Below are 12,288 nucleotides of genomic sequence, written 5' to 3'. Positions count from 1 at the left end.
GCGCGCATTCGCAAGACGTCGCACGAACCTTTTAGGAGGCGCACGTACATGAAGATCCTCGGCATGGGTATGCCCGAACTGCTCATTATTCTTGCGGTTGTTCTGCTCATCTTCGGCCCCAAGAACCTTCCCAAGTTGGGTGCTTCCCTTGGCAAGACGGTCAAGGGCCTGCGCGAAGGTTTGGGCGGCACTAAGGATGAAGTGGCCGAAGAAGTTGTGCTCGTTGAAGAGGACGAGGAGGAGGAAGAGCCCGCGCGTCCCGTTTCCCGCACCGTGAAGGCCACCAAGAAAAAGGCTCCTGCTACCGAAACGGTGTAAGTACTGCCGCATCGTACGCGGTTTGAAGCACTTGTTATTTCTTCCGACCTGCGCCTTGTTTCCGGGCGCTGAGTCGTTGAAAGCGGGCGCGTAACCTCCCTCCCTCACGCGCCCCCGCACGCCTCCGCGCACGCTGTCATGCGCGGAGGCGTGCGCGTTTTCAGGAGGAAGGTACCCCGGCACCTTCTGCTCGCACGCTCCTGCTATCATGAATGCTCGTTTTACTGGGCAAGAAGAGAGGCATTCATGGGGCAGGGTGCGAAAACAATGCGGCACAAGGTACGGGCATCCCTGCGCCCTGTGGTGGGATTCGCCTGCAACCAGGGCTTTGTCTTTTCACTCTTCTATTTGGGAACGAATCGGGCGCTCGCGTTTGGCCCGCACGCCTTCGAGCGGGCCGATCTGTTCGGCACCCTGGCGTTCATGGTGGTGGCGTTCGTGCTGCTGCGCGCTGCGTCCGAACGGGCGCGTGCGGCGCTGCTTTCGCGGCCGCTTCTGTGGTGCTACGCGGCGTTGCTCGTGGTGGGCTCGGCGCTGCCTACACTCGCGGCCGATGTTTCCGCAGCGGGGCTTCTGGTGGAATGCGTTCTTGTGGGCATGCCAGCTGGGTTCATGCTGGCTGCGTGGGGTCGGGCATTGGGCGCGCGGCCCTTCGCGCAGGCGACGTTCGAGGTTTTCGCTGGTTCGGCGCTGGGGGCGACGGTGTGTTTGGCGCTTTCCCTTGTGCCGGTGGCGGGTGTTTTGCTGGCACTTAAGCTGCTGCCAGTAGGAAGCGTGCTCGCTCTGCGCGGGCTGGCACCGTTCGACGCGCCCCGGGCAAAAGAAGCGCGCGCGGATGCAGGGGAGAGCGAGGGGGAAGGTTCCTCGCTTTCGTTCGGCGACCTCTTCGCCACGAGTGCTCAACGGGCGGAAACGGCGCGCCTGTCAAAAAAGATTGTCGCAGGTACGGTGCTCTTTGGCCTGGCCGCGGGCTTCATGGAGACCTATGGCTCCGAACCGGGCATGGCGTCCACGCCGACGTTTTCTGCAACGCTGCTGTTGTTTGTGCTGTTCTGCATTGCTGCGCTCCAGTTTATTGCAACCCCTGCCGAGGACGCTGCGGCTCCCGTGAAAGAGGCCCGTCGTCGCGAGGTGCGCGGGGCACCTCTGCCCACGCCGACGGAGGCGGAAGGCCCGCTTGATAGCGTGTATCGCCTGGCCATCCTCGTGATGATGGCGGGCTTTCTCTTCGTGCCGGTGCTTTCCGATTTCGGCGTGCCGGGTGAAGCCATTGTGCTGGCGGGCTATTTGGGACTCACGTATGTGCTGGTGTCGCTCTTCTTGGTGATGGCGCGCCTGACCGGCCAAGATGCGGCGCTCTCGTTCGCGCGCGGCTTTACAGCGCTGTTCGCGGGCGAGATGGCGGGCATTGGCCTGGGCAACGTGCTTGACGTGGCCGTGCCCACCGGTCAAACGCCCTACGTTGTGGTGGCGTGCGCGGGACTCGCGGCGCTCTTCGCCTACCTTTTCCTGTTCACGGAGCGCGACTTCCGCGCGCTGTCGGTTATTGCGCGCGACGCGGATCGCTTTGACGACGCGTGTGCCTACATCGTTCAAACGTGTAGTTTGTCGAAGCGTGAGGCAGAAATTCTGCCCCTTGCCCTGCGCGGTCGCACGGGTGAGCGCATTGCCGCCGAGTTCTTCATCTCGAAGAGCACGGTGGACACCCACCTGCGGCGTATCTACACCAAATGCGGCGTCCATAACCGTCAAGAACTCATCGACCTGGGTGAACGTACGGCCCGCGCGGAGTTCCCTGACCTCGCCGCGCAAGATGCCGCGCCCGCGTTTCGCACGAAGCGCTAGGCTAAGTCGGCGCAGTAACCGCGCGCCACAGGGCGCTGGGAACGCTCAGGGAACAGGTGAGCGTGCAGGGCGGTGAAGTAGCTGTCGGTCATGGAGGCCAGGTAGTCGGTCACAATTTGGTTCGGCTCGGTGGCCAGGTAGCTCTCAGGTGTGATGGAGGATGACTTCGCACACAGAGACGTCACGTGGTGGCGGAACACTGGCGAGGATTCATCGCCAGCCAGAAGGTCGGCCAACAGGCGCTCGTAGAGTTCTTCGAACATCTCTTCCACCACATTGCCTGCGCCCGACACCATGCCTTCGCGCTCATAAATGAGTTCGTAGTTTTGGCGCTTGGCGCGCTTGAGGTCGGCAAACATGTCTTCGCCAAGCGCAATGCGGTCGCGCCCGTAGCTGTGATTCACAATATCCACGGTAAGGTTGTTGATAATGATGGTGTTGCGCTTACCCATGACCGTGGTCTCGAACGGCGCGTATGACGAAAGCACGCCCATATCCACAGCGTCGGCACGGTCCTTGCCCACATATGCAATCATGTCGGACACGCGCACGACGCACCCTTCCAGCGTGGAGGGTCGCAAGCTTTTAATGGTGCTCTCATCAGCGGTGCAGGCTTCCACGAGCCCGTCGAGCGTTTCGAAATCGTGCGTGTCGCCCATGCGCAGCACCTGCTGGGCGAATTCGCCGTTGTGGCAGAGCACGCCATCGAGCGTTTGCAGGCTGATGTTGCGACGATAGAGCTGGTCAAGTACGCGTACCGAGTGCACGTTGTGGTTGAAGAAACGCCCCGTGCGCTCGTGATAGCACTGGTTGAGGTAGCGTTCGCCTGCGTGCCCAAATGGCGTGTGGCCCACGTCGTGGCCAAGCGCGATGGCCTCAATGAGCTCGCAGTTCAGGCCCAACAGCGACCCGATGCCACGCGCGATACGGCTCACCAGCTGTACGTGCAGCCCGCGTCGGCAGATGTCGTCGTTTTCCACGAACGAGAACACTTGCGTTTTGTCGGCGTAGCGGTTGTAGGCCGGCACGTTCAGGATTTTCTCGATGTCGCGCGCGAAGGCGGGGCGCGTGAGCGTGGCCCTATCGTGCGGGTTCGGCTCGCGGCGTTTCACCTGGGCGTCGTCGAAGGCGTGCGGGTGTTTACGTCCCGCCGCGCGATCGGCGCGAATGGCGGCTTCGATGTCTGGGTCAAGGGTCAGGTAGGGGATGCTCTCGCTCATGGGTGTCCTCTTTCGTCTCGTTCGAGGACATTGTAGCGCATGAGGTGGCCGCGCCGTGCGACAGCGTGCGTTCCATCACGCGCGCGGCGAGCGCGGCATCCCTTCCTTATATATATTAGTAGCGGTACAAAGCCGCAATGCTGGCGCCGTTGGGCATTTGCTCGGCGGGAAGCTCCAGCACTTCGGCATCCTGGGCGAGCGCGGCGCGGGCGAACTGGTCGGCAAGTTCCGGCCCTTGGAAGCGCTCGTGGGGCTCCTGTTCAAAAAGCACCACTGCGCCGGTTTCTTCATTGAAGCCGCCGGGAAGATACACATCTTCAGCTACAAAGAGGGCACGCACCTTGCGTTCCACCAGGGCAAGCCCGATGTCTGCCGGGTCAGCCGAAGCGCCGCCATGCGCCTCGGCATCGCCGAAGAGCTGCAGCAGCTCACGCGCGTGCGCCTCACGGGCACGCTCAATTACCACACGTGCCTCGGCTAAAAGTTCGGGTTCGCCTATTCCACCGACATCCTTCTCGATACCTTCATCAAGCAGATGCGGCAGCGTGGACACACGGCGAAACGCGGCCTGATGCTCGGGCAAGCTCACCAAAATGACGGGCAGGTCAACGTCCTTCAGCAGGCGTTCTGTCACCACCTTGTCCACATAGCGGAAGAACTTTTCGGCCTCTTCCTTCTTCACGTCGTTGCGCGACTTGTAGCCATGGTAGGGCGGCATATGGTTTTCGAGCGACTCATAATCGAGCGCGCCCTCGAGGCCGTCATACACCATCGGGAAGAGCTCGCTGAATTCGTCGGACAATCCCTCGGGAAACTTCCAGCGGCGCAGGGAGCCGAAGTCGCCTTCGATGAGGGCAAACCGGTCGGCTGACAAACCGAGCAGCACATAGTGTGACCCGAACGCGAAGTTCTTCAGCAGCGGCTTCACATAGAAGGAATCATCCACCACCGCAAGCGGCCCGACCGCATAGCCTAGCTGGTATACGAGCGTACGGTCGTTGCCGACCAGCACGGCTATGCTCCCTGCTGCACCTTCGGCCAGCTCATCAAACCGCTCGATCACCTGATCAAGACGCGCATCAACGCCCGTATGCTCGCGGTGTGCGAACTCCTGTTCAAGCTTGTCATTCACCTCTTGCAGAAGCTCCTTTAGGCGAATGCGCGCGGCGGCGCGGTCGTCCACCGGCAGATAGAGGGACACGAGCGGCCCTTCGGCCTGCTCAAAGAGTGTGGCGTCGAAATCGGGCGCGACCGTAATGTCGTCATTCATAGCAAAGCCTCCTGAAAGCCGGGGACGAAAAGGGGCGCCTCGCAAGCGCCAAACGTGTTCCGCCAGCATAGCAGCGCCCCCGTACCCGGCGAGAAAGCGCGACGGTACCGTCAGCGTTCGGTTGGCAATCTGCTGATCTCGCCGAGGTCGGCTGCGACGGCCTACCCGTGCGCTATACTATTGGGAACACAAACGGAAGGGCAGACATGGCGGGCATCAACGAAGACGACATACAGAAGGTGCGCGAGGCAAGCGATCTCGTGGCTGTCGTCGGCGAGCGCACGCCCGTGAAGCAGCGTGGGCGTGATTTTTGGTGCTGCTGCCCCCTGCACAACGAAAAAACGCCGTCGTTCAAGATCGACCCGGTGCTGCAGCTGTGGCACTGCTTCGGCTGCGGCGAGGGCGGCGATGTGTTCGGCTTCCTCATGAAGACCGAGGACCTCACGTTTCCCGAGGCTGTGCGCAAGTTGGCCGCTCGCGCCCACATTGAGTTGGCCGACGACGGGCGCACGCGCGTGGCGAACAGCAAGAAGGCGCGCCTGAAAGCCGTGTGCGAGGAATCGGCCCTGTTCTTTCATCAACAACTCATGCGCAACCCCGAACCCGATGCGTCTAACGCGCGCAGCTATTTGGCGAAGCGCGGGCTCGGCGGCGAGGTGCCGAAGCGCTGGCGGCTGGGTTTTGCGCCCGGACACGGCGCGCTGGTGCGCCATTTGGCAGCGCTTGGCTTCAAACCGAACGAAATGATTGAGGCGAATGTGGCCTTGAAAGGTCGCGATGGTCGCTTGCGTGACCGCTTCTACAACCGCATTATCTTTCCCATCAACGACGCGCAGGGCGAATGCATCGCGTTTGGCGGACGTGTGGTGGGCGTGGGCGAGCCGAAGTACCTGAACTCGCAGGAGACGCCGCTCTTCCATAAATCGCAGGTGCTCTACGGGCTTGACAAGGCGAAATCGGCGATGGCTTCCACCGGCGTGGCCGTGGTGGTGGAAGGGTACACCGACGTTATTTCGCTGCATGAGGCGGGGCTGGAAAACGCGGTGGCTACCCTGGGTACCGCACTCACGACCCGCCATATTCGGATACTTTCGCGCCATGCGCAGCATCGTATTGTGTATCTATTCGACGGCGATGCCGCAGGTCAGCGTGCGGCTGACCGCGCGCTGGGCTTTATCGACGAGAGCATGACGCCCGAAGCGGGGCGCCACCAGGTGGAGCTGGCCGCCGTCACGCTGCCCGACAACTTGGATCCCGCTGACTTTGTGGAGGCGCGCGGCGTGGATGCGCTGCGGGAACTCGTGGCCGACGCGCAGCCCCTGCTGAAGTATGGCATTGACCGCCGCCTGGCTGCCCAAGATCTCAGTACAGCCGAAGGGCGCGCCCGTGCGCTCGTGGAGGCGCTGTCGGTGCTGGCACCCATTAAGGATTCCATCCTCGCGAAAGACTACGCCATGCAGATAGCGGGTCGCGTGCGGGCGCGTGAGGAAGATGCGCTTGAACAGCTGGCACGCTTGGAACCGCCGCGGCGCGGTGACGAGGAAGCGGACGAGCCTTCGGGAGGCGCCTCCACCGACCAGTTAACCGCGGCATCGCCCGCGTCGGCGCCTGAACAGGGAAAACCTCGCCGCGCTCTGCCTCAGGCTGAGGTGAACCGTCGTCGCTTTGAGCGCGAGTTCTTGAGTTTGACCGCCCAGCGCCCTGAACTGGCGCTTGCTCACGCCGACGCGCTTGCGCAAACCCAATGGCGCGAATCCGTACATGCCGCGCTTGCGCAGAGCGTACTTGACACACTCGCTGCCGACCCCACCTCATCGGGTGCGCGCGTCATCAACGAGGCCGCTCGTGAGATTCCGCGTGCGGCGGGCATTCTCACCTCGGGAACCATGGATGCGGGCACCGATCCGGGGGCGCTTGCGCGCTTTTTGGCCGAGGAGCTGGCCATAGGTGACGTGGAAGACACCGTAGCTTCAATGCGTGCGCAGCTGTCCGACCCCGCGTCGCTTCCGCCCGACGAGTACGAAATGCTCTTCCAAACGGTGACCGCGCTGCAAAAAGACCTCACGAACCGCCGCCTCGCTCATAAACCTCTCGTCACGGAGTAGGGGAGCGCCGCCTCGCGCACCCTCGTGCACGCGCTCCTTGTATAGAACGTGTGTTCCTTTTTCGGTACTCACTCGTACTGGTGTACGGGCGTGGTATACTCTTCACGAGAGAAAGGAGGAGCCATGAGCCCCTTCATTTGGCTGGGAATTGCGGCTGTGATGGCCGTTGTCGAAGTGGCTTCACTCAGCCTCATCACCATGTGGTTTGTCGTGGGTGCCCTCATTGCCTTTGCGGCGAACTTGCTGGGCGCAGACGTGCTCATACAGGTGGTGGTGTTTTTGGTGGTGTCGGTGGTGTGCCTTATTGTGCTGCGCCCCGTCTTTGTGCGCTACCGTGACCGCGGCAAGCAGGAAGAGCCCACGTGTATTGGCCTGACGGCCGTGGTGTGCGAGGCTATTGACAACGACCGCCTCGTCGGGCGCGTTGAAACGCCTGATCACATGACCTGGGCTGCCCGCTCCGCCAACGGTGCGCCCATTCCCGAAGGTGAGAACGTGATCGTTGTCGGGCAGGAGAGCGTCAAGCTCATCGTTGAAAGAAAGGTGTCCTCATGATTGATCCTGTGCTTATCGCTCTTATTGTCGTAGTGGTGTTGGTGGTGCTGTTCAGCGTCACGTGCATCAAAATTGTTCCGCAGGCCGAAGCTGCCATCGTAGAGCGCCTGGGTTCGTATTTGGCTACGTGGGACAACGGTCTGCACATTAAGGTGCCGTTTATCGACCGCGTGCGTCCTTTTGTCTCACTCAAAGAGCAGGTGTTCGACTTCCCGCCGCAGCCCGTCATCACGAAGGACAACGTCACCATGTCCATTGACACGGTGGTGTTCTTTAAAATTGTGGACCCGAAGCTGTTTAGCTACGGCGTGGAAAACCCCATCATCGCCATTGAGAACCTGACGGCTACCACGCTGCGTAACATCATCGGCGACCTGGATTTGGACACGACGCTGGTGTCGCGTGACACCATCAACGCCAAGATGCGCTCCATTTTGGACGAGGCAACTGACGCCTGGGGCATCAAGGTGAACCGCGTCGAGGTGAAGAACATCACGCCGCCTGCCGCTATCCAGCAGGCCATGGAGAAGCAGATGAAAGCCGAGCGTGAAAAGCGTGAGGCCGTGCTTCTGGCCGAAGGTGAAAAGCAGGCTGCCATCACCATTACTGAGGGTAACAAGCAGGCGCAGATTCTCGCCGCCGAGGCTGAAAAGCAAACGGTCATCTTGGCCGCGGAAGCCGAGAAAGAAAAGCAGATTCGCGAGGCCGAGGGTGAAGCTGCGGCTATCCTCAACGTGCAGCAGGCAACGGCCGATGGCATTCGCATGGTGCGCGAAGCCGGTGCCGACCACGCCGTGCTGACGCTCCAGGCCTACGAGGCCTTCAAGTCCGCTGCGAACGGTCGCGCTACCAAGATCATCATCCCCTCAGATATCCAGGGCATTGCCGGCTTGGCTGCCTCGTTGAAGGAGATCGTGACGGACGCTCCCGAAGCAAAAGCCTGATCAGCGGGTTTTCATTCATCATGCCACACAGGGCGAGTGGAGGGGTACACCTTCTGCTCGCCCTTCTTTTTGCGGTGGTGGCGTCGGGCATGGAGGCGTGGCTTCCCTTTCTCACCTCGGGTTTCTGTGGATGTTTCCCGCAGGATACTAGACAACTTCCCGGTGAAACCGCACAATGACGAGCATATGAACGTTTACGTCCCGGCCCTGCGCCGGGACGCCTTCGATAGCAGAGAAAAGGACGTGCCGACGTGATTTCCATCGTACAATCGCCCAATCCCATTTTGAACACGGTGTGCGAACCGTGCGACTTGAACGACAAAAGCCTGCGCAAGCTGGCGAAGCAAATGGCGAAAGCCATGTACAAAAACAGCGGCTGCGGCCTGGCGGCACCCCAGCTGGGCGTGGCGCAGCGACTGGTGGTTATCGACTGCGACCAGGACGAATCCGGTGAGGAAGACCCTATTGTGCTGGTGAACCCCGTACTGATAGAAACAAAGGGCGACCCGGTGACGGAAGGGGAGGGGTGCCTGTCGTGCCCCGGCATTTCGGTACCCATTTCACGTCCGCCATGGGCACGTGTGCGCTACTTCGATTTGGACGGCGAAGAGTGGGAGATTGAAGGCGACGGGCTGTTGGGTCGCTGCCTCCAGCATGAACTCGACCACCTTGACGGCATCACCATGTTTGAGCGTGCCGATCCGCTGGCTCGCATCCAGGCGCTGCGCGACTACGACGAGGCCCTTGCCCAGGGTGCGAAGCCCGGCGAAACCTCACTTGAACCGCGGGTGCGCTAATCATGCGCGTCGTGTTCATGGGCACGCCGGAGTTCGCGGCCACCATTCTGGAAGACTTGTCTCAACAGTACGAAGTGGTGGCCGTCTACACGCGCCCCGATGCCGTACGCGGCCGCGGCAAGCAGCTGGAGCCTTCGCCGGTGAAGCGTACGGCCGAGCGCCTGGGTCTTCCTGTGCTCACGCCCCGCACGCTGCGCACCGAAAAGGCGCAGGCGGAACTGGCCGCATTTGAACCCGAGGTCATTTGCGTTGCCGCATACGGGGCTATTCTGCCCAAGGCGGTGTTGGATATTCCGAGCCATGGCTGCCTGAACGTGCACGCGTCGCTGCTGCCGCGCTGGCGCGGGGCTGCACCGGTGGAGCGCGCGTTGTTGGCGGGCGACGAGGAAACAGGCGTGTGCGTCATGCGCATGGAAGAAGGCCTGGACACGGGTGCTTTCTGCGTGTGTCGCACGGCGCGCATCGACGCTAAAACCGCCGATGAACTCACCGATGAATTGGCGAACCTTGGCTCGCATGCGCTGCTCACGGCCCTGGTGCATGTGCAAAACGACGCGGCCGAATGGACTGACCAGGACGAGTCACTAGTTACCTATGCCTCGAAGATTGAAAAGGGTGAGCTTGACCCGCTCCCAACCGACACGGCGGCCACGGCCGTGCGCAAGGTGCGTGCCTCGAGCGCAGCGCATCCGGCGCGCGCGATTCTTGCGGGGCGGCCGGTCACCCTCTGCGCGCTGGTTGAACCCGATGACGCACGGGGGCGCGAACTTGCTTCTGGATTGCCAGCAGGAGAGATTCGCTTCGCGGGCAAGCGGTTGTTCCTGGGCTTTGCCGATGGAGCGGCTGAGGTGTTTTCGGTGAAGCCCGACGGCAAGCAGGCCATGGACGCGAAGGCGTTTGCCGCCGGCGTGCAGGGTATCAAGGCGGGCGGCATGTGCTGGGAGGCTGCGCATGAGTAACGAGCAGCGCCGCGCATCCAAATCACGTGTGGGTCGCGTGTCAAGCGATGCCACTCAAAGCACAGCGCCGCGCACCTCGTCCAAGGCGAGCCCGGCGCGTCGTGCCGCGTTGGACGTATGCCGCGCCGTGCGCGAGCGCGATGCCTACGCACAAGACCTCATTGCCTCACATATTGATTCCTCGCGCTTGAGTCCGGAAGATCGCGCGTTCGCAACGCTTTTGGTGCGTGGTGTGACGAGCGCTCAGGGCACGCTCGATGAAGTGATTGACCGCGCCCTGCGTTCGCCGAATGACGTACAGGATGACGTGCGTGATGCGTTGCGCATTGCCGCCTACGAGATCATGTTTTTGGACAAAAGCCCGCATGCGGCCGTTGACCAGGGGGTTGAACTGGTGCGTGCCGTGCAGCCTCGCGCCGCCGGCCTCGGCAACGCGGTGCTCCGCAAAGTGACGGCGATGAAGGAGGACTTTCCGTTTGGCGATCCGGCGCGTGATGTGGCGGCACTTGCGCGTGCGAATGCGTTTCCGCTCTGGCTCACCAAGCGCCTCATTGCCGATTTAGGGGCACCCGCGGCGGTGAACTTCATGCGCGCTTCGAACGAGCCGGCACCGGTGCATATTGCGGTAAACGAGATTCGCGCGAGCGCCGATGAAGTGCTCTCTGCGTTTGCTGAGGCGGGCTCGCCACTTGAGCCGGACGGCTCGGCAGGAATTGAGGTGGCGGGGTGCTACCGCGTGCACGACCCCCGCGTACTGCAGCACAAGCGCGTGAAGCAGCTGTTTACACAGGGCAAAGTGCTCGTGTCGGATGCCACCTCCCAGCTCATTGCCGCTTCCGTATTGCCTGATCACATGCCCGCCTCTCTGTTGGAAATTGGTGCCGGCCGCGGCACCAAAACCGTACTGCTGCAAAGCGGGGCCCTGCGCGCCTACGGCAGCCAGGTGGAACTTTCCACGCTGGACAACCATGCATTTAAGACAAAGCTTCTGCGCGAACGCGCCGCAACGTACGGCGTGCACGTGGCCGAGACCTTAACGGGTGATGCCACCGCGCTTGATGACGTGGTGGGAACGGGCCTGTTTGATGCGGTGTTCATCGACGCGCCGTGCTCGGGTTTGGGCACGCTGCGCCGCCATCCGGAAATCCGCTGGCGTTTGACCGAACAGCGTGTGGGCGAGCTGGCGGCGCTCGAACTGGCGCTTCTGCGCTCAGCCGCCGGGCATGTGGTGCGCGGCGGTCAGTTGGCGTACGCCACCTGTTCGGTCACGCATGCTGAGAACAACGGCGTGGTGAAGCGCTTTCTGGAAAGCCCTGAGGGCGCCGCCTTCGAGCTGGCCCCCCTGGCGGGTCGCTCGTGCATCGCCCCGCCGCTTGTGCCCGGTTCCCCCGACGCTCACTTTGCGGTGCGTTTCATACGCACGCGATAGTCCGCACAGCTCTCAAGCGCGGGGCTGGGTTTTGTTCATAAGAACTGCCGTTCACGGATACGCGTGAGAATTTTCTTCGTTTCCGCGTGAAGCCGACCAGAGTGCTATACAATAGGAAAACTTTTTCAAATGATGGCGCGCCACCTGCGAAGGCGGCGCTCGGATGACCGTAAAGGAGGTCTGCGCTCATGGAGCCGAATATCAAGGAGGTGGCCGGGCGCATCCGCGCTCTGCGCGAGGATTTGGACCTCACCATGCAGGAGATGGCCGACGCGACGGGGCGCTCGGTGGCTGAATACACCGCTCAGGAATCCGGCGAACAGGATTTGTCGTTCACCTTCCTGTTCAAGTGCGCCCAGCGCTTGGGTGTGGATGTCATTGAGCTTCTGACCGGCGAAAACCCCCACCTGACGGGCTACTCGCTCACGCGCGCTGCCGACGGCCTTTCTATCAAGCGCCGCGCGGGCTTTGAGTATCTGCACAAGGCACCGCACTTCAAGGATAAGCTTGCCGAGCCGTTTTTGGTCACGGCACCCTACCTTGAGGAAGAGCAGAACGTGCCCATTCACCTGTCGTATCACAAAGGACAGGAACTCGACTTCATCATCTCAGGCAAAATGCGCTTCGCCTACGAGGACCATGTGGAAGAACTCGAGGCCGGCGATTTGCTGATGTACGACTCCGGGCGCGGTCATGGCATGATTGCCACCGGCGGCGAGCCGTGCGTGTTTTTGGCTGTGGTCATGAAGCCGAACGGGGAGATTATCTAGGCGCTGCCGCGTTTTCGCGACCGCGCCCCACCTTCGATAATCAATCCGTCTCGCGGCGGGTTCTTCCGCTGCATCT

At 61.8% G+C, this 12,288-nt stretch carries 11 protein-coding genes; 9 read left to right on the top strand and 2 right to left on the bottom strand.

The window, feature by feature from the left end; translation table 11 throughout:
• Window positions 1-48 precede the first annotated feature (48 nt).
• Both tatA and QNJ86_RS01290 read left to right on the top strand, forming a co-directional pair.
• A complete protein-coding gene (gene tatA, locus QNJ86_RS01295) occupies window positions 49-318 on the top strand; it encodes a twin-arginine translocase TatA/TatE family subunit (protein WP_283830759.1) in 270 nt (89 codons plus the stop codon).
• Between the two features lie 246 nt (window positions 319-564).
• Window positions 565-2,163: a helix-turn-helix transcriptional regulator gene (locus QNJ86_RS01290; RefSeq protein ID WP_283830758.1), complete on the top strand. Its 1,599-nt coding sequence runs from the start codon at window positions 565-567 to the stop codon at window positions 2,161-2,163.
• Here the strand turns inward: QNJ86_RS01290 and QNJ86_RS01285 are convergent.
• Together QNJ86_RS01285 and QNJ86_RS01280 are read right to left on the bottom strand one after the other, a co-directional pair.
• Window positions 2,160-3,383 carry a deoxyguanosinetriphosphate triphosphohydrolase family protein gene (locus QNJ86_RS01285; protein WP_283830757.1) on the bottom strand — a complete coding sequence of 408 codons (1,224 nt, stop codon included), beginning with the start codon at window positions 3,381-3,383 and terminating at the stop codon, window positions 2,160-2,162. The genes QNJ86_RS01290 and QNJ86_RS01285 overlap by 4 nt on opposite strands.
• A 115-nt stretch (window positions 3,384-3,498) precedes the next feature.
• Window positions 3,499-4,653 (bottom strand): baeRF8 domain-containing protein, encoded by a 1,155-nt coding sequence (locus tag QNJ86_RS01280; RefSeq protein ID WP_283830756.1) that lies wholly within the window; start codon window positions 4,651-4,653, stop codon window positions 3,499-3,501.
• Between the two features lie 206 nt (window positions 4,654-4,859).
• On the opposite strand from QNJ86_RS01280, the gene dnaG reads away from it, so the two are divergent.
• From dnaG to QNJ86_RS01245, 7 genes are all read left to right on the top strand, one after another.
• Window positions 4,860-6,758 carry a DNA primase gene (gene dnaG / locus QNJ86_RS01275; RefSeq protein WP_283830755.1) on the top strand — a complete coding sequence of 633 codons (1,899 nt, stop codon included), beginning with the start codon at window positions 4,860-4,862 and terminating at the stop codon, window positions 6,756-6,758.
• 123 nt (window positions 6,759-6,881) lie between these two features.
• The gene (locus QNJ86_RS01270) at window positions 6,882-7,313 is read left to right on the top strand and encodes an NfeD family protein (RefSeq protein WP_283830754.1); all 432 of its coding nucleotides are present in this window, start codon (window positions 6,882-6,884) and stop codon (window positions 7,311-7,313) included.
• Window positions 7,310-8,257, top strand: a complete 948-nt coding sequence (locus tag QNJ86_RS01265) for an SPFH domain-containing protein (RefSeq protein WP_283830753.1) — start codon at window positions 7,310-7,312, stop codon at window positions 8,255-8,257. Before QNJ86_RS01270 ends, QNJ86_RS01265 begins: the two co-directional genes overlap by 4 nt.
• A gap of 251 nt (window positions 8,258-8,508) precedes the next feature.
• The gene (def, locus tag QNJ86_RS01260; RefSeq protein ID WP_283830752.1) at window positions 8,509-9,054 is read left to right on the top strand and encodes a peptide deformylase; all 546 of its coding nucleotides are present in this window, start codon (window positions 8,509-8,511) and stop codon (window positions 9,052-9,054) included.
• 2 nt (window positions 9,055-9,056) lie between these two features.
• Complete coding sequence (gene fmt / locus QNJ86_RS01255; protein WP_283830751.1) at window positions 9,057-10,013, top strand: methionyl-tRNA formyltransferase; 957 nt, start codon at window positions 9,057-9,059, stop codon at window positions 10,011-10,013.
• A complete protein-coding gene (locus QNJ86_RS01250) occupies window positions 10,006-11,442 on the top strand; it encodes a transcription antitermination factor NusB (protein WP_283830750.1) in 1,437 nt (478 codons plus the stop codon). Before fmt ends, QNJ86_RS01250 begins: the two co-directional genes overlap by 8 nt.
• A 188-nt stretch (window positions 11,443-11,630) precedes the next feature.
• On the top strand, window positions 11,631-12,212 hold the full coding sequence (locus tag QNJ86_RS01245; protein ID WP_283830748.1) for a helix-turn-helix domain-containing protein: 582 nt from the start codon (window positions 11,631-11,633) through the stop codon (window positions 12,210-12,212).
• The last annotated feature ends 76 nt before the right edge of the window (window positions 12,213-12,288 follow it).

Origin of the sequence: Gordonibacter faecis (genome assembly GCF_030077735.1) — a bacterium.
GTDB classification, from domain to species: domain Bacteria; phylum Actinomycetota; class Coriobacteriia; order Coriobacteriales; family Eggerthellaceae; genus Gordonibacter; species Gordonibacter faecis.
The sequence above is the reverse complement of the archived record's forward strand: the minus strand, read 5'-3'. Positions and strand labels throughout refer to the sequence as shown.